This window comes from Streptomyces albidicamelliae (assembly GCF_025642175.1).
GTDB lineage: Bacteria > Actinomycetota > Actinomycetes > Streptomycetales > Streptomycetaceae > Streptomyces > Streptomyces albidocamelliae.
Window position 1 is genome coordinate 2,135,864 of sequence record NZ_CP106795.1, and the last position, 23,686, is coordinate 2,159,549.

A 23,686-nucleotide genomic window follows, 5' to 3' on the forward strand; every position below is an offset into this window, starting at 1 on the left:
CCCGATCATCCCGCATGCCACCGACACACGTACGATGCCGGGATGAACACTGCAGGTCACTCGGAAGCAACGGCGCGCCGAGGGCTGGAACTCACCCCGTTCCGGGGCCTCCGGTACGACCCCGACCGGGTCGGCAGCCTGGCTTCCGTCACCTCTCCGCCGTACGACGTCGTCGTACGCCCCGACGGGGTGCACCACCTCCAGTCGGCGGATCCGCACAACATCGTCCGGCTGATTCTGCCGCAGGCCGGCACCCCGAGCGCCCGCACCGAACAGGCCGCCGACACCCTGCGCCGCTGGCTGGACGAGGGCATCCTCACCGCCGACGCCGAGCCGGGCCTCTACGTGTACGAGCAGCGGGACGGCGACGGCATGATCCAGCGCGGTGTCATCGGCGCGCTGCGGGTCTCCGACCCCGAGGACGGGGTGGTCCTGCCGCACGAGGACGTCATGCCGCCGGTGGTGGCGGACCGCGCGGCCCTGATGCGCGCCACACGCGCCAACCTGGAACCGCTGCTGCTGACCTACCGCGGCAACGGCGCGGCGGCGGACGTCGTCGAGCGCACGGTCGAGCGCCCGCCCCTGCTGGCGACGACCACCGAGGACGGCTACCGGCACCGGCTGTGGGCGGTCACCGACTCCGCCGAACTCGGCCTCATCCAGTCCGACCTGGCCCACCGGCAGGCGCTGATCGCCGACGGCCACCACCGCTGGGCCACCTACCGCCGGCTGCGTGCGGAGCACCCCTCCCCGAGCCCCTGGGACCACGGTCTGGTCCTCCTGGTCGACACCGCCCGCTATCCGCTGCGCGTCCGCGCCATCCACCGGCTGCTGCACGGCCTGCCCGTCGCGGACGCGCTGGCCGCCGTGGAGGGCCTGTTCCGGGTACGGCACCTCGACACGCCGCTCGCCGAGGCCCAGGCGGCCCTGGCCGACGCGTCCTGCGCGGGGAACGCCTTCCTGCTGGCCGGCGACGGCGCCTTCCACCTGCTCGACCACCCCGACCCCGCTCTGCTCGCCCGGACGATCCCGGCGGACCGGCCGGCCGCCTGGCGCTCCCTGGACGCCACCGTCCTGCACGCCACGCTCCTCGAGCACGTCTGGCACATCCCCGAGGACTCGCCGGCCCACATCGCGTACATCCACGACACGGCGGCCACGGTCGAGAAGGCCGAACAGGACGGCTCGACCGCCGTCCTGATGCATCCGGTGCGCGAGGAGGTCGTACGGGACCTGGCCCGCCAGGGGGTGACGATGCCCCGCAAGTCGACGTCCTTCGGACCGAAGCCGGCGACCGGGCTGGTGCTGCGGGCGCTGGAGATCTGAGCCGGCCCGCGAGGCCGGCACAGGAAATCGGCACATGAAAAAGGGCAGGCCCACGGGGCCTGCCCTTTTCTCATCGGTCCTGGCCAGACCTTTCGGTCCTGGTCAGTCCTGGTCAGTCCTGGTCAGTCCTTGTCGCCGTCGTCCTCGGCGGTGGCGGCGGACTCGGTGTCGCCGTCGTTCGCGCCCGCGCTCTCCGACGTGTCGGCGTCGGCCTTCGCGGGCTCGGCGGCGGCCTCGGCCGGGACCTCGGCCTCGTCCTCGTCGAGGGCGTCGACGAACTCCACGCCGTCCAGCTCGGCGAGCCGGTCGGAGGCGTCCGTGCTGCCGTCCCGGTCGGCCTCCACGGCCTTGGCGAACCACTCCCGCGCCTCGCTCTCGCGACCGACCGCCAGCAGGGCGTCGGCGTACGCGTAGCGCAGTCGCGCGGTCCACGGCTGGACCGAGCTGGAGGCCAGCTCCGGGCTCTGCAGGGTCACGATGGCCGCGTCCAGCTGGTCCATGTCGCGCCGGGCGCCGGCGGCGACGAGCCGCATCTCGACCTGGCCGGCCTTGTCCAGCTTCTGCACCTCCGGGGCACCGGCCATGTCCAGCGCCTTCTCGGGACGCCCGAGCCCACGCTCGCAGTCGGCCATCATCGGCCACAGGTCCACGGTGCCGGTCATTCGCCGGGCGGCCCGGAACTCCGCGAGGGCCTCGCTGTACTTCTGGGTGGCGTACGCGGCGAAGCCGGCGGCCTCACGCACGGCGGCCACACGGGAGGCCAGGCGCAGGGCGACCCTGGAGTAGCCGTAGGCCCTCTCGGGCTCCTCGTCGATGAGCCGGGCGACCATCACCAGGTTCTTGGCGACGTCCTCCGCGAGCGTCTTGGGCAGGCTCTGCAGCTCCTGCCGGACGTCCTTGTCGATCTCGTCGCCGGTGACGTCCTCCGGGATGGGCAGCCGCTTGATCGGCTCGCGGTCGCGGTCGCGGTCACGCTCGTCGCGGAAGCGGCCACCGCCCCTGCGGTCGTCGCCGCGACGGTCGTCACGCCGGTCGTCACGGCCCCGGAAGCCACCGGGGCGACCGCCACGGTCGTCCCGACGGGGCCCACGGGCACCGCGGTCGTCGCGTCCTCGGAAGCCACCGCGGTCGTCCCGACGGTCGCCCCGGTCGTCCCGGCCGCGGAAGCCACCGCGGTCGTCGCCGCGACGGTCGTCGCGGCGGTCGTCGCGCCGGTCGTCACGACGGAAGCCCCCACGGTCGCCGCGGTCGTCGTCGCGACGGCCGTAGCCGCCCCGGTCGTCGTCGCGGCGGTACGAGGGGCGGTCGCCCCCGCGGTCGTCACGGCGGTCGTCGCGCCGGTCGTCACGGCGGAAGCCGCCATGGCCACCGTGGCCGCCGCGGTCGTCCCGGCCGCGGAAGCCACCGCGGTCGCCACGGTCGCGGTCGTCACGCTGGTACGCCGGGCGCGGACCCCGGTCGCCCTCGCGGCGGAAGCCACCACCACGGTTGTCATCGCGCCGGTCGTCACGACGATCGTCACGGCGGTCGTCACGACGGAAACCGCCACGCTCACCGCGGTCGTCCCGACGGTCGTCACGGCGATCGTCACGCCGGCCGCCGTAACCACCACGGTCGTCGCGGCGGCCGTAGCCGCCCCGGTCGTCGTCGCGGCGGTACGAGGGGCGGTCGCCCCCGCGGTCGTCACGGCGGTCGTCGCGCCGGTCGTCACGGCGGAAGCCGCCATGGCCACCGTGGCCGCCGCGGTCGTCCCGGCCGCGGAAGCCACCGCGGTCGCCACGGTCGCGGTCGTCACGCTGGTACGCCGGGCGCGGACCCCGGTCGCCCTCGCGGCGGTAGCCACCACCACGGTTGTCATCGCGCCGGTCGTCACGACGATCGTCGCGGCGGAAACCGCCACGGTCACCGCGGTCGTCCCGACGGTCGTCACGGCGATCGTCACGCCGGCCGCCGTGGCCGGCGCGGTCGTCGCGGCGGCCGTAACTTCGGTCGTCGCGACGGTCGTTGTCCCGACGGAAGCCACCGCGGTCGCCACGGTCGCCACGGTCACTGCGGTAGCCGCCCCGATCGCCACGGTCACCACTGTCCCGTCGCCGCTGGTCGCGCTCCGGTCGATCGTCGGGAGAGTTGGTGGACATGGTGACTCCTGTCTTCGGTACCGCAAGCATTGTAAAAACGAAAGGACCCCTGGTCCCAGCTGAACGCTGGGACCAGGGGTCCTCCAAAGATTGTTCGGCGGCGTCCTACTCTCCCACAGGGTCCCCCCTGCAGTACCATCGGCGCTGTGAGGCTTAGCTTCCGGGTTCGGAATGTAACCGGGCGTTTCCCTCACGCTATGACCACCGAAACCCTAATGGTTTCGAGCGAACAAGCACACTTTGTAGTTATGCGTTCTGCTCAAACCGGCAACGGCCGTTGCCTCAGAACCAACACAGTGAACGCGAGCATCAATGGACAAGCCCTCGGCCTATTAGTACCAGTCAACTCCACCGGTTACCCGGCTTCCATATCTGGCCTATCAACCCAGTCGTCTACTGGGAGCCTTACCCTCTCAAGGAGGTGGGAATACTCATCTCGAAGCAGGCTTCCCGCTTAGATGCTTTCAGCGGTTATCCCTCCCGAACGTAGCCAACCAGCCATGCCCTTGGCAGAACAACTGGCACACCAGAGGTTCGTCCGTCCCGGTCCTCTCGTACTAGGGACAGCCCTTCTCAATATTCCTACGCGCACAGCGGATAGGGACCGAACTGTCTCACGACGTTCTAAACCCAGCTCGCGTACCGCTTTAATGGGCGAACAGCCCAACCCTTGGGACCGACTCCAGCCCCAGGATGCGACGAGCCGACATCGAGGTGCCAAACCATCCCGTCGATATGGACTCTTGGGGAAGATCAGCCTGTTATCCCCGGGGTACCTTTTATCCGTTGAGCGACGGCGCTTCCACAAGCCACCGCCGGATCACTAGTCCCGACTTTCGTCCCTGCTCGACCCGTCGGTCTCACAGTCAAGCTCCCTTGTGCACTTACACTCAACACCTGATTACCAACCAGGCTGAGGGAACCTTTGGGCGCCTCCGTTACCCTTTGGGAGGCAACCGCCCCAGTTAAACTACCCATCAGACACTGTCCCTGATCCGGATCACGGACCCAGGTTAGACATCCAGCACGACCAGACTGGTATTTCAACGACGACTCCACAACCACTGGCGTGGCTGCTTCAAAGTCTCCCAGCTATCCTACACAAGCCGAACCGAACACCAATATCAAACTGTAGTAAAGGTCCCGGGGTCTTTCCGTCCTGCTGCGCGAAACGAGCATCTTTACTCGTAGTGCAATTTCACCGGGCCTATGGTTGAGACAGTCGAGAAGTCGTTACGCCATTCGTGCAGGTCGGAACTTACCCGACAAGGAATTTCGCTACCTTAGGATGGTTATAGTTACCACCGCCGTTTACTGGCGCTTAAGTTCTCAGCTTCGCCCCACCGAAATGGAGCTAACCGGTCCCCTTAACGTTCCAGCACCGGGCAGGCGTCAGTCCGTATACATCGCCTTACGGCTTCGCACGGACCTGTGTTTTTAGTAAACAGTCGCTTCTCGCTGGTCTCTGCGGCCACCCCCAGCTCACCGAGTAAATCGGATCACCGAGTGTGGCCCCCCTTCTCCCGAAGTTACGGGGGCATTTTGCCGAGTTCCTTAACCATAGTTCACCCGAACGCCTCGGTATTCTCTACCTGACCACCTGAGTCGGTTTAGGGTACGGGCCGCCATGAAACTCGCTAGAGGCTTTTCTCGACAGCATAGGATCATCCACTTCACCACAATCGGCTCGGCATCAGGTCTCAGACTATGTGCAAGGCGGATTTACCTACCTTGCGTCCTACACCCTTACCCCGGGACAACCACCGCCCGGGATGGACTACCTTCCTGCGTCACCCCATCACTCACCTACTAACCGCTTGGTTCGGCGGCTCCACCACTCCCCTCAACTCCGAAGAGATCAGGGCGGCTTCACGGCCTTAGCATCACGATGCTCGATGTTTGACGCTTCACAGCGGGTACCGGAATATCAACCGGTTATCCATCGACTACGCCTGTCGGCCTCGCCTTAGGTCCCGACTTACCCTGGGCAGATCAGCTTGACCCAGGAACCCTTAGTCAATCGGCGCAAACGTTTCTCACGTTTGTATCGCTACTCATGCCTGCATTCTCACTCGTCAACCGTCCACAACTACCTTCCGGTGCTGCTTCACCCGGCAGACGACGCTCCCCTACCCATCACAGCACCCGTTGGGGCTATATGCTGCAATGACACGACTTCGGCGGTACGCTTGAGCCCCGCTACATTGTCGGCGCGGAATCACTAGACCAGTGAGCTATTACGCACTCTTTCAAGGGTGGCTGCTTCTAAGCCAACCTCCTGGTTGTCTGTGCGACTCCACATCCTTTCCCACTTAGCGTACGCTTAGGGGCCTTAGTCGATGCTCTGGGCTGTTTCCCTCTCGACCATGGAGCTTATCCCCCACAGTCTCACTGCCGCGCTCTCACTTACCGGCATTCGGAGTTTGGCTAAGGTCAGTAACCCGGTAGGGCCCATCGCCTATCCAGTGCTCTACCTCCGGCAAGAAACACACGACGCTGCACCTAAATGCATTTCGGGGAGAACCAGCTATCACGGAGTTTGATTGGCCTTTCACCCCTAACCACAGGTCATCCCCCAGGTTTTCAACCCTGGTGGGTTCGGTCCTCCACGAAGTCTTACCTCCGCTTCAACCTGCCCATGGCTAGATCACTCCGCTTCGGGTCTTGAGCGTGCTACTGAAACGCCCTATTCGGACTCGCTTTCGCTACGGCTTCCCCACCCGGGTTAACCTCGCAACACACCGCAAACTCGCAGGCTCATTCTTCAAAAGGCACGCAGTCACGAGACACGTGCAAGCACGTATCCGACGCTCCCACGGCTTGTAGGCACACGGTTTCAGGTACTATTTCACTCCGCTCCCGCGGTACTTTTCACCATTCCCTCACGGTACTATCCGCTATCGGTCACCAGGGAATATTTAGGCTTAGCGGGTGGTCCCGCCAGATTCACACGGGATTTCTCGGGCCCCGTGCTACTTGGGTGTCTCTCAAACGAGCCGCTGACGTTTCGACTACGGGGGTCTTACCCTCTACGCCGGACCTTTCGCATGTCCTTCGCCTACATCAACGGTTTCTGACTCGTCCTACGGCCGGCAGACCGCAGAAGAGAGATCCCACAACCCCGCATGCGCAACCCCTGCCGGGTCTCACACGCATACGGTTTGGCCTCATCCGGTTTCGCTCGCCACTACTCCCGGAATCACGGTTGTTTTCTCTTCCTGAGGGTACTGAGATGTTTCACTTCCCCTCGTTCCCTCCACACTGCCTATGTGTTCAGCAGCGGGTGACAGCCCATGACGACTGCCGGGTTTCCCCATTCGGAAACCCCCGGATCAAAGCCTGGTTGACGACTCCCCGGGGACTATCGTGGCCTCCCACGTCCTTCATCGGTTCCTGGTGCCAAGGCATCCACCGTGCGCCCTTAAAAACTTGGCCACAGATGCTCGCGTTCACTGTGCAGTTCTCAAACAACGACCAGCCACCCGTCACACACCACTTACGCGATGCTTTACCGGGACCGGCGACTGAAGGAAACTCATTCCCTCAGACACCCAACAGCGTGCCCGACACGATCAGCCGATCAGATCTGCGTTCCACGCCCCGAAGGGCAGTACTAGCGCCTGATCCATCCTGGATCGTGCCGAATAATCAACGTTCCACCCATGAGCAACCAGCATCGAACATTTGCCGATGTACTGGCCTCTGACCAGCCGAAGCTGGTGAGAAGTGCTCCTTAGAAAGGAGGTGATCCAGCCGCACCTTCCGGTACGGCTACCTTGTTACGACTTCGTCCCAATCGCTAGTCCCACCTTCGACAGCTCCCTCCCACAAGGGGTTGGGCCACCGGCTTCGGGTGTTACCAACTTTCGTGACGTGACGGGCGGTGTGTACAAGGCCCGGGAACGTATTCACCGCAGCAATGCTGATCTGCGATTACTAGCAACTCCGACTTCATGGGGTCGAGTTGCAGACCCCAATCCGAACTGAGACCGGCTTTTTGAGATTCGCTCCACCTCACGGTATCGCAGCTCATTGTACCGGCCATTGTAGCACGTGTGCAGCCCAAGACATAAGGGGCATGATGACTTGACGTCGTCCCCACCTTCCTCCGAGTTGACCCCGGCGGTCTCCTGTGAGTCCCCATCACCCCGAAGGGCATGCTGGCAACACAGGACAAGGGTTGCGCTCGTTGCGGGACTTAACCCAACATCTCACGACACGAGCTGACGACAGCCATGCACCACCTGTACACCGACCACAAGGGGGCGCCTGTCTCCAGACGTTTCCGGTGTATGTCAAGCCTTGGTAAGGTTCTTCGCGTTGCGTCGAATTAAGCCACATGCTCCGCTGCTTGTGCGGGCCCCCGTCAATTCCTTTGAGTTTTAGCCTTGCGGCCGTACTCCCCAGGCGGGGAACTTAATGCGTTAGCTGCGGCACCGACGACGTGGAATGTCGCCAACACCTAGTTCCCACCGTTTACGGCGTGGACTACCAGGGTATCTAATCCTGTTCGCTCCCCACGCTTTCGCTCCTCAGCGTCAGTAATGGCCCAGAGATCCGCCTTCGCCACCGGTGTTCCTCCTGATATCTGCGCATTTCACCGCTACACCAGGAATTCCGATCTCCCCTACCACACTCTAGCCTGCCCGTATCGAATGCAGACCCGGGGTTAAGCCCCGGGCTTTCACACCCGACGTGACAAGCCGCCTACGAGCTCTTTACGCCCAATAATTCCGGACAACGCTTGCGCCCTACGTATTACCGCGGCTGCTGGCACGTAGTTAGCCGGCGCTTCTTCTGCAGGTACCGTCACTTTCGCTTCTTCCCTGCTGAAAGAGGTTTACAACCCGAAGGCCGTCATCCCTCACGCGGCGTCGCTGCATCAGGCTTTCGCCCATTGTGCAATATTCCCCACTGCTGCCTCCCGTAGGAGTCTGGGCCGTGTCTCAGTCCCAGTGTGGCCGGTCGCCCTCTCAGGCCGGCTACCCGTCGTCGCCTTGGTGAGCCATTACCTCACCAACAAGCTGATAGGCCGCGGGCTCATCCTTCACCGCCGGAGCTTTCGACCCCCGCAGATGCCTGCAGGAGTGATATCCGGTATTAGACCCCGTTTCCAGGGCTTGTCCCAGAGTGAAGGGCAGATTGCCCACGTGTTACTCACCCGTTCGCCACTAATCCCCACCGAAGTGGTTCATCGTTCGACTTGCATGTGTTAAGCACGCCGCCAGCGTTCGTCCTGAGCCAGGATCAAACTCTCCGTGAATGTTTACCGGTAATCCGGTGCACACGCACGAGAGCGGAACCACCGGAGGAATAGTCCGATGGTTCACAGCGTCCTCGCTGTGTTTTTTCAAAGGAACCTCGTCCCGATCGTGACGACCGGAGACGGGGTATCAACTAATCTGGCGTTGATTTTTGGCACGCTGTTGAGTTCTCAAGGAACGGTCGCTTCCTTTGTACTCACCCTCTCGGGCTTTCCTCCGGGCTTCCCTTCGATGTTTCCGACTCTATCAGATCTTTCCGATCCGATTTCCTCGGTGCTTTCCAGGTTCTCGCTTTCGCGTTTCCCTTTCCGGCGGTTCCGACTCTATCAGATCCTTTCGGCGTCCGATTCCCGGTCGGCGGGATTGTCTGGGGCTTTGGGCTTTCGCTCGTCGGCCTTTCGACATTCACTACGTTAGCCGATTCCCTCGGTGACTCATAATCGAGTCCCGCGAGTTCGAATTCGAGCGCGCGGGCGCGCCAGAATCGACCCCGTCGAGGGCTGTAGCTAGGTAGTGGGTTGGCCGCTCCGGCTGCAGGCGATCGCCGTACCCGGTTCAGCGGCTCGGGATACATTACGCACCTCGCGGGGGCGAGTCAACTTCGTCGGCGCCGCGGCACGTGCGCCCGGTAGGGGCTCACCGTCGGATCGTCCGCCACCCAGTAGCGCCAGGGGTAGCGGTCGCCGTCTCCGCCTGCGCCGGCCACTCCGGTGCGCGGGCCGCTGCGTACCTGGTGGGAAGGGACGGGGGCGCCCGTCAGCATCCTCAGCGGGGTGTCACCCGGTGCGCACGCGTCCGTGCCGTCCAGGGAGCGGTCGACGCCAAGGGCCGTGGCCAGACGGGCCGGCCCCTTGGCCAGTTCCTTGTCGTTGCGGGCCGAAAGTCGACGCTTGCGGGCCGGTTCGGCGCCCTCGACCACCTCTCCCGCGCGGAGCAGCACGGCGCTCGCCCGGCCCTCCGGACCGCAGACCAGGTTCATGCAGTGCCACATGCCGTAGGTGAAGTAGACGTACACGTGTCCGGGCGGACCGAACATCACCTCGTTGCGGGCGGTGCGACCGCGATAGGCGTGCGACCCCGGGTCGTTCGGGCCGTCGTAGGCCTCGACCTCGGTGAGGCGGAGTGCGATCGTGCCGTCGGGAGTAGACCGGACCAGGATGCGCCCGAGGAGGTCGGGGGCGATCTCCAGGACCGGGCGGTCGAAGAACTCTCGGGGCAGTGGCGTACGGTCCGGGGGCGCGATCATGCCGTCCGAGGGTAGTCCAGACGGGTCGGCGTCCCCGCGGAACCGGCGGGGGGTGGATCGCGTTTGTACGGGGCGAGGGTCCATTCGCAAAGGGAGAGTCAATGGCGTTCAAGAAGCTGCTCGCGAGCCTCGGGGCCGGTGGGGCCTCGGTCGAGACGGTGCTGACGGAGGTCAACGTCGTACCGGGCGGTGTCGTCCAGGGTGAGGTGCGGATCCAGGGCGGGTCCGTGAACCAGAACATCGAGGGTCTCTCCGTGGGCCTGCAGGCCAAGGTCGAGGTGGAGAGCGGCGACCAGGAGTACAAGCAGGACATCGAGTTCACCAAGGTGCGGCTCGGCGGTGCCTTCGAGCTGCAGGCCGGCGCGGTGCACGCGGTGCCGTTCGGCCTGGAGATCCCCTGGGAGACGCCGGTCACGATGATCGACGGCCAGGCGCTGCGCGGGATGCACATCGGTGTGACGACCGAGCTGGAGATCGCGCGGGCCGTCGACTCCGGCGACCTGGACCCGATCAACGTGCACCCGCTGCCGGCGCAGAAGGCCATCCTCGACGCCTTCATCCAGCTGGGCTTCCGCTTCAAGAACGCGGACATGGAGCGCGGCCACATCCGGGGTACCCGGCAGCGCCTGCCGTTCTACCAGGAGATCGAGTTCTTCCCGCCGTCGCAGTACCGCGGCCTGAACCAGGTCGAGGTCAGCTTCGTCGCCGACGAGAACGCGATGGACGTCGTCCTTGAGATGGACAAGAAGCCGGGGCTCTTCAGCGAGGGCTCGGACACCTTCCGCTCCTTCCAGGTCGGTCTGAACGACTGGCAGGGGACCGACTGGGCGGCTTACCTCAACCAGTGGCTGTCCGAGGTCGGCAGCAAGCGGAACTGGTTCTAGGCTCGGTAGCTGCTGACTACCGTCACTGATTCAGGAGGTACCGAGGTGACCGAGCACAAGCGGCGGCCGCTCCCCCACGACTTCCATCCGCCCGTGCCGTCGTTCACGGTGACGAGCACGGACATCGAGGAGGGCGCGACGCTGGGCGGCGCTCAGGTCCAGGCGGAGGGCGACACCTCACCGCAGCTGCGGTGGGAGGGCTTCCCGCCGGAGACCAAGAGCTTCGCCGTGACCTGCTACGACCCCGACGCGCCGACCGGCAGCGGGTTCTGGCACTGGGTCCTGTTCGACATCCCGGCCTCGGTGACGGAGCTGCCGGCGGGTGCGGGCAGCGGCAAGTTCGAGGGACTGCCGGACGGTGCCGTGCACGCGCGGAACGACTACGGGACGAAGGAGTTCGGCGGGGCCGCCCCGCCGCCCGGGGACGGCCCGCACCGGTACGTCTTCACGGTGTACGCGGTGGACCAGGAGAAGCTCGGTCCGGACTCGGACGCCTCTCCCGCCGTCGTCGGCTTCAACCTGCGGTTCCACGCGATCGCGCGTGCCCAGCTCATCGGTGAGTACGAGAACCCCGGCAAGGGCTGACCGCACCGCGTCGATTCAGCCGAGCGTTCATGGAACGTTTGCCCGCCTCCGGTCTTGGAAGTGATCGGAGGCGGGCATTTTTTATTGCGTTGTCCATCTCGGCGTGCCCGTACAGAGTTGATCCGAGCCCGCCGGGGGGTGGGCAGGTGCACACGGGAGGTGGGCTGGATGCGTGACACGCTGGTGCTGAACGCGAGCTTCGAGCCGCTGTCGACGGTGACTCTGAACCGAGCCGTCGTCCTGGTCCTCCAGGACAAGGCCGTCGTCGAGCAGGCCCATCCCGAACTGCGCATGCGCGGTGCCGATCTGGACATACCGGCGCCCCGGGTCATCAGGCTGTGCAGATACGTACGGGTGCCGTTCCGAAGACAAGCCCCGTGGTCGAGGCGGGGGGTGCTGGTCCGGGACCGGCACCGGTGCGCGTACTGCGGGCGCAGGGCCACGACCGTGGACCACGTACTGCCGCGGTCACAGGGCGGCCAGGACACGTGGCTGAACACGGTGGCCGCGTGTGCGGAGGACAATCACCGCAAGGCGAACCGGACGCCGGACGAAGCCGGGATGGCTCTGCTGCGGGAGCCGTTCGAGCCGACGCCGGCGGACGCGATGCTGCTGGCTCTCGGTGCCGAGGACTTCGAGGCGCTTCCGGCATGGCTCGCCAGGGACGCGGCCTAGGCGAGGGGCCACCGCGCCCCTGGGGGCGCGGTTAGGAACCCGGCGGCGGGTCCTGGTGACCCCTAGTCGATGCTGGGCTTCTCGCGGCGGCCGGTGGCGGGGCCGCTGTTCTGGGGCGGGACGGAGGCGCCGCCGCCGTTGCCGCCGCCGTTGCCGCCGCCCAGGGGACCGAAGTTCCCCATGGCTCCGGAGAGCCCCTTGAGGGCGTCGCCGATCTCGCTGGGGACGATCCAGAGCTTGTTGGCGTCGCCCTCGGCGATCTTCGGGAGCATCTGCAGGTACTGGTAGGACAGCAGCTTCTGGTCCGGGTCGCCGGCGTGGATGGCCTCGAAGACCGTACGGACGGCCTGGGCCTCGCCCTCGGCGCGCAGGGCGGCCGCCTTGGCCTCACCCTCGGCGCGCAGGATCTGCGACTGCTTCTCGCCCTCGGCGGTGAGGATGGCCGCCTGGCGCGTGCCTTCGGCGGTGAGGATCGCGGCGCGCTTGTCCCGGTCGGCGCGCATCTGCTTCTCCATCGAGTCCTGGATGGAGGTGGGCGGTTCGATGGCCTTCAGCTCGACGCGGTTCACGCGGATGCCCCACTTGCCGGTGGCCTCGTCGAGGACGCCGCGCAGGGCCGCGTTGATCTCCTCGCGGGAGGTCAGGGTGCGCTCCAGGTCCATGCCGCCGATGATGTTGCGCAGCGTGGTGACGGTGAGCTGCTCGATGGCCTGGATGTAGCTGGCGACCTCGTAGGTGGCGGCCCGGGCGTCGGTCACCTGGTAGTAGATGACGGTGTCGATGTTCACGACCAGGTTGTCCTGGGTGATCACCGGCTGGGGCGGGAAGGGCACGACCTGCTCGCGCAGGTCGATGCGGTTGCGGATGGTGTCGATGAACGGGACCACGATGTTGAGTCCCGCGTTCAGCGTGCGCGTGTAGCGGCCGAAGCGCTCGACGATGGCCGCGCTGGCCTGTGGGATGACCTGGATGGTCTTGATCAGGGCGATGAAGACCAACACCACCAGAATGACCAGGACGATGATGACCGGTTCCATCGTGTTCCCCGTACCCCTCTCCGCCTCGGCACCGTCGGCAGATCTCGCGGATGTTGAAGATCTTGCTGGTCGAGTCTGACAGACCGTCGCCCAACTCGTGGGCCGGATGCCTCAGATGACGATCGCGGTGGCTCCTTCGATGTCCACGACGTCCACCTCCTGGCCGACCTCGTAGGCGCTGCCGGTGTCGAGGGCGCGTGCCGACCATATTTCGCCGGCGAGTTTGATCCGGCCGCCGGAGCCGTCGACGCGTTCCAGTACGACGGCCTGCTTGCCCTTCAACGCCTCGACTCCGGTGGCGAGTTGAGGGCGCTGGTTGCTGTGGCGGGCGGCGATGGGCCGGACGACGGCGATGAGGGCGACGGAGACGGCGACGAAGGTGAGCACCTGGATCACGGCGTCGAAGCCGAGACCGGCGACGACCGCGGCCGCGACGGCTCCCACCGCGAACATGCCGAACTCCGGCATCGCGGTGACCACGAGCGGGATTCCGAGCGCCGCCGCGCCGACGAGCCACCACACCCATGCGTCGATGTCGTTCACACGGGTCATGGTAGGACCGCGGTCGGGCGGCGGACAGGGCGCAAAAGGGAGCGGGCCGGGCACCGTTGGGTCGGGACGCCCCTGAGGGGGCGGGTCGGCCGCGGGTCAGGACAGGGGCAGGCCCTGGGCGGTCCAGCGGTCGCCGACCTGCTCGACGACGAGCGGCAGGCCGAAACAGAGGGACAGGTTGCGGGAGCTGAGTTCGAGCTCGATGGGGCCCGCGGCGAGGACCTTGCCCTGGCGGATCATGAGGACGTGGGTGAAGCCGGGGGCGATCTCCTCGACGTGGTGCGTGACCATGATCATCGAGGGTGCGATGGGGTCGCGGGCGAGGCGGCCGAGACGGCGGACCAGGTCCTCGCGGCCGCCGAGGTCGAGGCCGGCGGCGGGCTCGTCGAGGAGGAGCAGCTCGGGGTCGGTCATGAGGGCGCGGGCGATCAGGGTGCGCTTGCGCTCGCCCTCGGAGAGGGTGCCGAACTTCCGGTCGAGGTAGTCGCTCATGCCGAGGCGGTCGAGGAAGGCGCGGGCGCGCTGCTCGTCGACGTCCTCGTACTCCTCCTGCCAGCCGGCGGTCATGCCGTAGGCGGCGGTGAGGACCGTCTGCAGGACCGTCTGGCGCTTGGGGAGCTTCTCGGCCAGGGCGATGCCCGCCACGCCGATGCGGGGGCGCAGCTCGAAGACGTCGGTGCCGGGGGTGCCGAGGGTCTCGCCGAGGATGGTGGCGGTGCCGGTGCTGGGGTAGAGGTAGCTGGAGGCGACGTTCAGAAGGGTGGTCTTGCCGGCGCCGTTGGGGCCGAGGATGACCCAGCGCTCACCCTCCTTCACCGACCAGGAGACCTGGTCCACAAGAGCCCGGCCCTCACGGACCACGGATACGTCCTGAAGCTCCAGAACATCGCTCATGAGCGCGTTGTCTCCCCTTGCAGTGTGGCCGGTCTCGGCTCTGGCGTACGCCTGTGGCTCGGTCCGCCGCGCCGGTGGGCGCAGCCCATATGAAATCTACGCCACGAGTGCCCGGCTCCATTCCATCGGTCCGGTCCTTAGGGTGGGGGCATGCTCTCGGAACCGCGTTCAGGACGCCTCGCCGCTTGGGGAAACGCCCTTTTGGCCGGACTTGTCTCTCCGGACGACGCCGCACTCGCCATCGTGGGCGAGGACGCGGTGCACCGGGTGGAGGGGCTGCCCGGTGAATCCGGGCAGGTCGGGCTCACCCTCGCGCTGGGGCGGCTGCGGACGCTGGGGACGACCGGGCTGCGGGTCGCGCTGCCGGCGCCCGGTCATCCGCTGGGGCTGAGCGGTCCGCCCGACTTCAACGCGCGGGCGCTGGAGGCCGAGGAGGCGGTGGTCTGCTTCGGTGCCGCGTTGGGGCTGGTGCCGGCGGTGCACGAGGCCGGGCCCGAGGGTGATGTGCATGTCGAGGTGGTCTGGTCGGTGCTGCCGGTGCGTGAGGCGCCGCCCGCCGACGTGCCCTCGCTGGGCGAGGCGGAGCGGGAGCTGGCGGAGGCGCTGCGGGATGCCACCGAGGTGCTGTCGAAGCTGGACGTCGCCGGCTCGGGGCCCGTGGCGGAGGCGGCGATCGACGCGTACCGGGCGCGCTCCGAGCGGGGGCGGGAGGTGCTGGCGCCGGGGTATCCGCCGCGTGCGGTGCGGGTCCTGGAGCTGGCCCAGCGGGTGGGGCTGCTGGTCTCGCTGGCGTACGACCGCGGGCACGGCGGTGCGGTGAGCGCCGGGGAGATGGCGGCGCGGGGTGCGGCGCTGCGGCCGGTGGAGCGGACGGCCCGGCGGGCGCAGGTGGCGGCGTACAACTCCGTCGTGGAGGAGCGGGAGCGGGGGGTCCGCTGAGCGCGGTCCGCTGGTCGCGGGCGTGCGGTGACGCCGGACGGGCTGGGCCCGGCCGGCGTCACGCGGAACCCCCAGGGGCCGGGGACCTCAGTGGTTGAGGCCGACGTTGCCGAAGGCCGGGTTCAGCAGGCCGATGACGTTCACGCTGTTGCCGACCGCGTTCACCGGGACGTGCACCGGGACCTGGACGACGTTGCCGGAGCCGACGCCCGGGGAGCCGTGGGCGGCGCCGCCGGCCCAGGCACCGTCCGTGGCGGAGGCCATCCCCGCACCGGCGGCGATCAGGCCGCCGGCCACCATCGTCACGGCCGCTGCCTTCTTCAGGTTCTTCACTTTCAACCCCTCCTAGGCGATCACCGCGGCGGTCCGCCGCGGCACGCACTGGAGAACGGCGGAGATCGCCGGAGGATGCGCCATCCGGGTGACATTCCCACGACGGTATGAATCTCAGCCCGGAACGGAACCCCTCCCGGAACCGTGGGGCCGGCTCCTCCTGGAGCGCGGTGTCAGCCGGTCACACCGTGCCGTACGGCCCACAGCGCGGCCTGGGTGCGGTCCGCGAGGTCGAGTTTCATCAGGATGTTGGAGACGTGCGTCTTGACGGTCTTCTCCGACAGGACGAGGGCGCGGGCTATCTCCCGGTTGGAGCGGCCGTCCGCGATGAGACCGAGCACCTCGCGCTCGCGTTCGGTGAGCGATCCGCCGCGGCCCTGGCCGGAGTTGGCCTCCTCCTGGGAGAGCAGGGCGCCGGCCACCTCCGGCTGGAGCAGCACGTGCCCGGCGTGCACCGAGCGGATGGCACCGGCGAGGGCGTCGGGGTCCACGTCCTTGTAGACGTACCCCGCGGCGCCCGCGCGCAGGGCGGGGACGACCGTGCGCTGCTCGGTGAAGCTGGTGACGATCAGCACGCGCGCGGGATGGTCGAGTTCGCGGAGTCTGCGCAGGGCCTCGATGCCGTCCATGCCCGGCATCTTGACGTCCATGAGGACGACGTCGGGCCGCAGTTCCTCGGCGCGGGCGACTCCCTCTGCTCCGTCGGCGGCCTCGCCGACCACCTCGATGTCGTCCTGCACCTCCAGGAAGGTGCGCAGCCCACGGCGGACGACCTGGTGGTCGTCGACCAGCAGCACTCTGATCGCTTCACCCACCGGGGACCTCCAACTCGATCGTGGTGCCCTTGCCGGGCGCCGATTCCACGGTCAGCGTGCCGCCGACCCCGCTCGCCCGGTCCCGCATCGAGACCAGGCCCAGATGGCGTCCGGCGCGGCGGACCGTCTGCGGGTCGAAGCCGCCGCCGTCGTCGGTGACGCGCAGGACCGCTCCGCCGCCGCGTCGGGCCACGCTGACGTCGACGTGTCCGGCGCCGGAGTGGCGCAGGGCGTTGTGCAGGGCCTCCTGGGCGACCCGCAGCAGGGCCTCCTCCTGGGCGGCGGGCAGGGCGCGGAACCCGTTGCCGCTGAAGGTGACGCGTGCGCTGTGAGCGCGGTCGAGGACCTGCGTCTGGGTGCGCAGGGTGGCGATCAGCCCGTCCTCGTCGAGGGCCGCGGGCCGCAACTCCACGACGGCGGCGCGCAGTTCGTCGACGGCTTCGGCGGCGAGGACGGCCACCTGGTGCAGTTCCCCCTTGGCGCGGGCGGGGTCGCGGTCGACGAGGGCCGCGGCGGCCTGTGCGGTCAGGCGCAGCGAGAACAGCTTCTGGCTGACGGCGTCGTGCAGTTCGTGGGCGAGGCGGGAGCGCTCCTCGGCGATGGTCAGCTCGCGGCTGCGCTCGTAGAGGCGGGCGTTGGTGAGGGCGATGGCGGCGTGCTGGGCGAGGATGCCGAGCAAGTCCTCGTCCTCCTGGGTGAACCCGCAGCTTCCCTGCTGCTTGGGGCAGTTCTTGTTCGCGAGGAACAGGGCGCCGATGACCTCGTCGCCGTCGCGGATGGGCAGGCCCAGGAAGTCGGCCAGCTCGGGGTGCGCGGCCGGCCAGCCCTCGAAGCGGGGGTCGGTGCGCACGTCGGCGAGGCGCTCGGGGCGGGCCTCGTGCAGCATCGCGGCGAGGATGCCGTGCTGGCGGGGCAGCGGGCCGATGGCCTTCCACTGGGCGTCGCTGACGCCGTCGACGACGAACTGGGCGAAGCCTCCGTGGTCGTCGGGGACGCCGAGGGCGGCGTACTGCGCGTCGAGCAGCTCGCGGGCGGAGGCGACGATCGTCTTGAGGACGTCGCGCACCTCCAGGTGCCTGCTCATGGCCAGCAGCGCGGAGCTGACCGCGGCGAGGCCGGACCGGGGGCCTTGACTCATGTCCTCACGGTACCGGCGGGGTCCGGCGGTGCGGATCGGACCTGTGGCGGCCGGGGCCGGGCCGCTGGGCCTAGGGCGGGGGACGTACGCCCGGGGGGCCGGGCCGGGGTGTACGTCCCGCGTCGTAGGGCCCGCGGTGCATGTCCTACGGCCCAGGGCCCGCGGTGCATGTCCCTACGGCCCAGGGCCCGCGGTGTACGTCCAGCGGCCCGGGGCGCGCGGTGTACGCCGAAGGGACCGCGTGCTCTGCGGCCCGCGTCCGAGGCGGCGGGGTCCGTGCCGTTCCTAGGTTGTGGGCACCGCCCGGCGCGGGCGGTGAGCGACGAGGGGACGGTTGTCATGCCGGTAGCGATCATCACGGGGGCCTCGAAGGGCCTGGGGCGGGCGCTCGCCGAGGCGCTGGCCGCGCACGGCTGGGATCTGGTGCTCGACGCCCGGGGCGCCGGGGCGCTGGCGGTGACCGCTCAGGCGGTCGCCGGCCGGGGGCGCGGGTGGCGGCTCTGCCCGGTGATGTCACGGATGCGGAGCACCGGGGGGAGCTGGTGGCCGCCGCGGAGAAGTTCGGGGGCGCCGATCTGCTGGTGAGCAACGCGAGCGCGCTGGGCGCCGAGCCGCTGGTGCGGCTGGCCGAGCTGCCCCTGGAGGGGCTGCGGCGGGCGCTGGAGGTGAACGTGACGGCCGCGCTCGGCCTCGTCCAGGCGGTGCTGCCGCTGCTGCGGGAGTCGCCCGCGGGTGCGGTGATCGCGGTCAGCTCGGACGCGGCGGCCGAGGCGTACGGGACGTGGGGCGGGTACGGCGCCTCGAAGGCGGCCCTCGACCAGCTCGCGGCGGTGCTGGGCGTGGAGGAGCCCGGGCTGCGGGTGTGGGCGGTGGACCCCGGGGACATGGCCACCGACCTGTACGCGGCGGCCGTACCGGAGGACCACGGTCCGCGGCCGGCGCCGGCCGGGGTGGTACCGGCGTTCCTGCGGCTGCTGGACGAGCGGCCGGCCAGTGGCCGGTACACGGCGCCGGCGCTGCTGGAGGCGCCGTGACCGTCGACGTGCGGGTCCCGGAGGAACTGTCCGCGCGGGTGCCGGCCGAGCAGCGGGGGCCGGGGCTGGACCGGGACGCCGTACGGCTGCTGGTGTCGCGCGGCACGGAGGTGACGCATCACGACTTCCCCGAGCTGCCGCGGCTGCTGCGGGCCGGGGACCTCCTGGTGGTGAACACCTCCCCGACGCTGGCCGCCGCGGTGGACGGACGGATCGGCCACGCGCGCGTGGTGGTGCACTTCTCCACGCGCGGGGACGACGGGCGGTGGGCCGTGGAGCTGCGGGAGCCGGACGGGCGCGGCACCTCACGCGCGCGTACGGGCACGCGCACGCGGACGGAGGTGGTGCTGCCGGGCGGGGGGCGGCTGGTGCTGGAGGAGCCGCTGAGCCCGCGCGGGGAGCGGCTGTGGTGGGCGCGTGCCGCCGGGGCGGCCGTACCGGAGGTGCTGCGGGAGCACGGGCGGCCCATTCGCTACTCCTATACGGAGCGGGACCAGCCGCTGTCGGTCTACCAGACGGTGTTCGCGCTGCCCGCGCCGGACGGGTCGGGAAGCGCGGAGATGCCGAGCGCGGCGCGGCCCTTCACCGCGCGGACGGTGACGGAGCTGGTGAGCCGGGGGGTGCAGTTCGCGCCGGTCACCCTGCACACGGGGGTGGCGTCGGCACAGGCGCACGAGCCGCCCTACCCGGAGCGGTTCGCGGTACCGGCGGCCTCGGCGCGGCTGATCGACGCGGCGAGGGCCGGTGGGGGCAGGGTGATCGCCGTGGGAACGACGGCGGTGCGGGCCGTGGAGTCGGCGGTGGGGGCGGACGGGGCGGTCCGGGCGGCACGGGGGTGGACGGACCTGGTGGTCACGCCGGAGCGGGGGGTGCGGGTGGTCGACGGGCTGCTGACCGGACTGCACGAGCCCGAGGCCTCGCACCTGCTGATGCTGGAGGCGGTCGCCGGGCGGCCCGCCGTCGAGCGTGCCTACGACGAGGCGCTGCGCGGGCTCTACCTCTGGCACGAGTTCGGCGACGTGCACCTCCTCCTCCGGGAGGAGGGCCCTCACGCAGCGAATCGCTGCGGCAACTCCCGGTGAGACCGGTGGGTGGCCGGTGTGAGCCCGCACATAGGGCCCACATCACGTACGAAAGGGCATAGGAGATAAACCACCCCCACATGAACGGGGCAGACGGTCTCGTCTGTCCCGATTTGCCCTTCCCTGATCCACTATGGGGGATCGTACGTCACACCTTTGCCTGGGAATTTTGCGCCAGCTAAGAATTGCTTCCGTCGCTCAGCGCCGTGGGTTTCCGCCCCGCGGCGTTCGTGTGGGAGGAAGCGATTCCCACGGCGGACGCCAGAGCGACCTCCGCGCTACAGAAGAGGTCCTTCAGCCATGCCCAAGAACATTCTCGGTCGAGCTCATAGTCGCAACCTGACCAAGCAGCACAAGATCGCGATCGCCGGTGTCGCCGCTCTCGGCGCCGTCGCCATCGCCGCCTCGGCCGTCCCCAGCAACGCCGGCACGGTCACCACCGGTGCCCCGGCCACGACCGCCCAGGTCGCCACCGGCACCGCCCTGAAGAACGTCCACGGCACGGTCACCGACCAGCTCGCCACCCAGACGGTCAAGCTCGACACCTTCGCGGCCCAGAAGAAGGCCGCCGACGCCGCCGTCGCGAAGAAGGCCGCGGACGCCGCCGCCAAGAAGGCCGCCGTCCAGGCCGCCGCGAAGAAGGCCGCGCAGGCGCACGCCGTCCAGGCCGCCGCGAGCCGTTCCACGCAGCGTGTCGAGATCCAGCCGGTCGCCGCGAAGACGTACACGAACAACCTGGACGGCTGGATCCGCCAGGCCCTGGACATCATGAAGACCAAGGGCATCCCGGGCTCCTACCACGGCCTGCACAAGAACATCATGCGTGAGTCCTCGGGCAACCCGATGGCCATCAACAACTGGGACATCAACGCGATCAACGGCATCCCGTCCAAGGGCCTGCTGCAGGTCATCCCGCCGACCTTCAACGCGTACCACGTCGCCGGCACCTCGTGGAACATCTACGACCCGGTCGCGAACATCACCGCCGCCGCCAACTACGCGGCCGACAAGTACGGTTCGATCGACAACGTGAACAGCGCGTACTGAGGTCGGCGCGGACCTCTGACGTAACGCGGAAGGGCGGCACCCCTCGGGGGGATGCCGCCCTTCACGTCGTCCGGACGCGGTGACGCGGTTACTTCCGCATGACCTCCGGCTCGTGCCGGCGCAGGAAGCGGGACACCAGGAAGCCGCAGACCACACCGAGCACGATCAGCGCGACCATGTCGATGCCCCAGGCCGAGGCCGCGTGGTCCCACAGCGGATCGGTGCTGCCCGGGTCGTCGGCGTTCGGGGCGATGTTGTTGAAGTCCAGCGTGGCGCCGGCCGCGGCCACCGCCCAGCGCGACGGCATCAGGTACGAGAACTCGTTGACGCCGACGGTGCCGTGCAGGGTGAAGAGGCAGCCGGTGAAGACGACCTGGATGATCGCGAACATCACCAGCAGCGGCATGGTCTTCTCCGCGGTCTTCACCAGCGAGGAGATCACCAGGCCGAACATCATCGAGGTGAAGCCGAGCGCCATGATCGGCAGGCACAGCTCGAACAGCGTCGAGTTGCCGAGGACGACCCCCTCGGCCGGGATCTCCCGGCTGGAGAAGCCGATCAGGCCGACCATCAGGCCCTGCAGCACGGTGACCGCGCCCAGCACGACCACCTTGGACATCAGGTACGCCGACCGGGACAGGCCGGTCGCCCGCTCCCGCTCGTAGATGACCCGTTCCTTGATCAGCTCACGCACGGAGTTCGCGGCGCCCGCGAAACAGGCGCCGACCGCGAGGATCAGCAGGACGGTGGTCGCCGTGCCGTTCGGGATCGGCACGTGGGTGCGCGGGTTGACCGGGTTGACCAGCAGGCCCTTGTCCGAGTCGATGAGCAGGCTGACCGCCCCGAGCACGGCCGGCAGGATCACCGTCAGCGCCAGGAAGCCCTTGTCGGACGCGATGACCGACACGTAGCGCCGGATCAGGGTGATCAGCTGCGAGCCCCAGCCCTGCGGCTTGGGCGGCTTCATCGCCTGCGGCGGAGGCATGTGTACGGACTGCGGCGCCACCGCGTCGATGTCCGCGGCGTACATCTGGTAGTGCTGCGAGCCCTTCCAGCGGCCGGCCCAGTCGTAGTCGCGGTAGTTCTCGAAGGCGGAGAAGACATCGGCCCAGCTGTCGTAGCCGAAGAAGTTCAGCGCCTCCTCCGGCGGGCCGAAGTAGGCGACCGCACCGCCCGGCGCCATCACCAGCAGCTTGTCGCACAGGGCCAGCTCGGCCACCGAGTGGGTGACCACCAGGACCGTACGGCCGTCGTCGGCGAGGCCGCGCAGCAGCTGCATGACGTCACGGTCCATGCCCGGGTCGAGACCGGAGGTCGGCTCGTCCAGGAAGATCAGCGACGGCTTGGTGAGCAGCTCCAGGGCCACCGAGACACGCTTGCGCTGACCGCCGGACAGGGACGTGACCTTCTTGTCCTTGTGGATGTCCAGCTTCAGCTCGCGCAGCACCTCGTCTATCCGGGAGTCGCGCTCCTGGGCCGTGGTGTCGGCCGGGAAGCGCAGCTTGGCCGCGTACTTCAGGGCCTTCTTGACGGTCAGCTCCTTGTGCAGGATGTCGTCCTGCGGGACCAGACCGATGCGCTGGCGCAGCTCCGCGAACTGCTTGTACAGGTTGCGGTTGTCGTAGAGGACCTCGCCCTGGTTGGCGGGCCGGTAGCCGGTGAGCGCCTTGAGCAGGGTCGACTTGCCGGACCCGGACGGGCCGATGACCGCGATCAGGGACTTCTCCGGGACGCCGAAGGAGACGTCCTTCAGGATCTGCTTGCCGCCGTCGACCGTGACGGTGAGGTGGCGTGCGGAGAAGGAGACCTCACCGGTGTCGACGAACTCCTCGAGGCGGTCGCCGACGATACGGAAGGTGGAGTGGCCGACGCCGACGATGTCGTTCGGGCCGAGCAGCGCCGAGCCGCCCTTGGCGATCGGCTGACCGTTGACGTAGGTGCCGTTGTGCGAGCCCAGGTCGCGGATCTCCATGCGGCCGTCGGGCGTCGAGTGGAACTCGGCGTGGTGCCGCGAGACCTGCAGGTCGGAGACGACCAGCTCGTTCTCCAGGGAACGGCCGATGCGCATCACGCGGCCGATGGAGAACTGGTGGAACGTGGTCGGGCTGCGGTCGCCGTACACCGGCGGCGCCCCCGCGCCTCCACCGGGCGTCTTCTGCGCGTACTGCTCGGGCGGTCCCGCCTGCTGCTGCGGGAAGCCGGCCCCCGCCTGCGGCTGCTGCCAGCCGGGCTGCGGGTTCTGCTGCGCCGGTGCCTGGTGCGGCACGGACTGCGGCGGCGCGGCCTGCTGCGGCGCCTGCTGCTGGGCCCAGCCCGGTGCGCCGGCTCCCTGGGCCGCGTACGGCGCCACCCCCTGCGGCTGTCCGCCGACCGGGGCGGCGGCCCCGGACAGGTTCAGCCGCGGCCCGTCCGTCGCGTTGCCGAGGTGCAGCGACGAGCCCGGGCCGATCTCCATCTGATGGATCCGCTGGCCCTGCACGAACGTGCCGTTGGTGCTGCCGTGGTCCTCGATGGCCCAACTGCGGCCGTTGTAGCTGACCGTGGCGTGCCGCCAGGAGACCCTGGCGTCGTCGAAGACGATGTCACCCTGCGGATCGCGGCCGAGGGTGTAGGACCGGGACGTGTCGAGCGTCCAGGTCCGTCCGTTTGATTCCAGTACGAGTTCCGGCACTCCATGCCCCACTGAGTTGTCCCCCG

At 68.4% G+C, this 23,686-nt stretch carries 16 protein-coding genes, 3 rRNA genes and 2 pseudogenes; 9 read left to right on the forward strand and 12 right to left on the reverse strand.

The window, feature by feature from the left end:
- Positions 1-42: 42 nt before the first annotated feature.
- Positions 43-1,326, forward strand: a complete 1,284-nt coding sequence (locus tag N8I86_RS09945; RefSeq protein ID WP_073900002.1) for a DUF1015 domain-containing protein — start codon at positions 43-45, stop codon at positions 1,324-1,326.
- A 122-nt stretch (positions 1,327-1,448) separates the two neighbouring features.
- Here N8I86_RS09945 and N8I86_RS09950 read toward each other — a convergent pair whose 3' ends face one another.
- A complete protein-coding gene (locus N8I86_RS09950; protein WP_241841330.1) occupies positions 1,449-2,264 on the reverse strand; it encodes an FUSC family protein in 816 nt (271 codons plus the stop codon).
- 423 nt (positions 2,265-2,687) lie between these two features.
- Between N8I86_RS09950 and N8I86_RS09955 the strand changes: the two genes are divergently transcribed.
- Complete coding sequence (locus N8I86_RS09955) at positions 2,688-3,527, forward strand: hypothetical protein (protein WP_263280226.1); 840 nt, start codon at positions 2,688-2,690, stop codon at positions 3,525-3,527.
- 29 nt (positions 3,528-3,556) lie between these two features.
- On the opposite strand, the gene rrf is transcribed toward N8I86_RS09955, so the two are convergent.
- From rrf to N8I86_RS09975, 4 genes are all read right to left on the reverse strand, one after another.
- Positions 3,557-3,673, reverse strand: a 5S ribosomal RNA gene (gene rrf / locus N8I86_RS09960).
- Positions 3,674-3,776: 103 nt separating this feature from the next.
- Positions 3,777-6,899 (reverse strand): 23S ribosomal RNA (locus tag N8I86_RS09965).
- Between the two features lie 302 nt (positions 6,900-7,201).
- Positions 7,202-8,727: ribosomal RNA gene (locus N8I86_RS09970) — 16S ribosomal RNA — on the reverse strand.
- The 16S, 23S and 5S rRNA genes sit together here, the layout of an rRNA operon.
- 596 nt (positions 8,728-9,323) lie before the next feature.
- Positions 9,324-9,974: a DNA-3-methyladenine glycosylase gene (locus N8I86_RS09975; RefSeq protein ID WP_073892230.1), complete on the reverse strand. Its 651-nt coding sequence runs from the start codon at positions 9,972-9,974 to the stop codon at positions 9,324-9,326.
- A 101-nt stretch (positions 9,975-10,075) separates the two neighbouring features.
- On the opposite strand from N8I86_RS09975, the gene N8I86_RS09980 reads away from it, so the two are divergent.
- The 3 genes from N8I86_RS09980 (at position 10,076) to N8I86_RS09990 (ending at position 12,118) form a co-directional block, all read left to right on the forward strand.
- Entirely contained in the window at positions 10,076-10,858 is a 783-nt protein-coding gene (locus N8I86_RS09980; protein WP_073892232.1) for a sporulation protein, read from the forward strand.
- A 45-nt stretch (positions 10,859-10,903) separates the two neighbouring features.
- Positions 10,904-11,443 carry a YbhB/YbcL family Raf kinase inhibitor-like protein gene (locus N8I86_RS09985; protein WP_093478816.1) on the forward strand — a complete coding sequence of 180 codons (540 nt, stop codon included), beginning with the start codon at positions 10,904-10,906 and terminating at the stop codon, positions 11,441-11,443.
- Positions 11,444-11,611: 168 nt separating this feature from the next.
- On the forward strand, positions 11,612-12,118 hold the full coding sequence (locus tag N8I86_RS09990) for an HNH endonuclease (RefSeq protein WP_073894058.1): 507 nt from the start codon (positions 11,612-11,614) through the stop codon (positions 12,116-12,118).
- Between the two features lie 62 nt (positions 12,119-12,180).
- On the opposite strand, the gene N8I86_RS09995 is transcribed toward N8I86_RS09990, so the two are convergent.
- The 3 genes and pseudogenes from N8I86_RS09995 to N8I86_RS10005 all read right to left on the reverse strand — a co-directional run.
- Complete coding sequence (locus tag N8I86_RS09995; protein ID WP_123438352.1) at positions 12,181-13,155, reverse strand: SPFH domain-containing protein; 975 nt, start codon at positions 13,153-13,155, stop codon at positions 12,181-12,183.
- A 111-nt stretch (positions 13,156-13,266) separates the two neighbouring features.
- Positions 13,267-13,698 (reverse strand): NfeD family protein, encoded by a 432-nt coding sequence (locus N8I86_RS10000; RefSeq protein WP_073892240.1) that lies wholly within the window; start codon positions 13,696-13,698, stop codon positions 13,267-13,269.
- Positions 13,699-14,070: 372 nt separating this feature from the next.
- Positions 14,071-14,601 (reverse strand): annotated as a pseudogene (locus tag N8I86_RS10005) (ABC transporter ATP-binding protein); the annotation flags it as partial.
- Positions 14,602-14,751: 150 nt separating this feature from the next.
- Here N8I86_RS10005 and N8I86_RS10010 point away from each other — a divergent pair.
- Positions 14,752-15,540 (forward strand): hypothetical protein, encoded by a 789-nt coding sequence (locus N8I86_RS10010; RefSeq protein WP_073892244.1) that lies wholly within the window; start codon positions 14,752-14,754, stop codon positions 15,538-15,540.
- A gap of 87 nt (positions 15,541-15,627) precedes the next feature.
- Here the strand turns inward: N8I86_RS10010 and N8I86_RS10015 are convergent, their stop codons facing one another.
- The 3 genes from N8I86_RS10015 to N8I86_RS10025 all read right to left on the reverse strand — a co-directional run bounded on the left by N8I86_RS10015 (position 15,628) and on the right by N8I86_RS10025 (position 17,826).
- Positions 15,628-15,873: a chaplin gene (locus tag N8I86_RS10015; RefSeq protein WP_263277609.1), complete on the reverse strand. Its 246-nt coding sequence runs from the start codon at positions 15,871-15,873 to the stop codon at positions 15,628-15,630.
- A gap of 173 nt (positions 15,874-16,046) precedes the next feature.
- On the reverse strand, positions 16,047-16,688 hold the full coding sequence (locus N8I86_RS10020) for a response regulator (RefSeq protein WP_073892248.1): 642 nt from the start codon (positions 16,686-16,688) through the stop codon (positions 16,047-16,049).
- Positions 16,681-17,826 (reverse strand): GAF domain-containing sensor histidine kinase, encoded by a 1,146-nt coding sequence (locus N8I86_RS10025; protein WP_073892250.1) that lies wholly within the window; start codon positions 17,824-17,826, stop codon positions 16,681-16,683. Before N8I86_RS10025 ends, N8I86_RS10020 begins: the two co-directional genes overlap by 8 nt.
- A 339-nt stretch (positions 17,827-18,165) precedes the next feature.
- Between N8I86_RS10025 and N8I86_RS10030 the strand changes: the two are divergent.
- From N8I86_RS10030 to N8I86_RS10040, 3 genes and pseudogenes are all read left to right on the forward strand, one after another.
- Positions 18,166-18,860: pseudogene (locus N8I86_RS10030) on the forward strand (SDR family NAD(P)-dependent oxidoreductase).
- Positions 18,857-19,942, forward strand: a complete 1,086-nt coding sequence (locus tag N8I86_RS10035; RefSeq protein ID WP_263277610.1) for an S-adenosylmethionine:tRNA ribosyltransferase-isomerase — start codon at positions 18,857-18,859, stop codon at positions 19,940-19,942. Before N8I86_RS10030 ends, N8I86_RS10035 begins: the two are co-directional and overlap by 4 nt.
- Positions 19,943-20,242: 300 nt before the next feature.
- Positions 20,243-20,989, forward strand: a complete 747-nt coding sequence (locus tag N8I86_RS10040) for a transglycosylase SLT domain-containing protein (protein ID WP_073892256.1) — start codon at positions 20,243-20,245, stop codon at positions 20,987-20,989.
- Positions 20,990-21,077: 88 nt separating this feature from the next.
- On the opposite strand, the gene N8I86_RS10045 is transcribed toward N8I86_RS10040, so the two are convergent.
- The gene (locus tag N8I86_RS10045) at positions 21,078-23,660 is read right to left on the reverse strand and encodes an ABC transporter ATP-binding protein/permease (protein WP_123438348.1); all 2,583 of its coding nucleotides are present in this window, start codon (positions 23,658-23,660) and stop codon (positions 21,078-21,080) included.
- Positions 23,661-23,686: the final 26 nt, after the last annotated feature.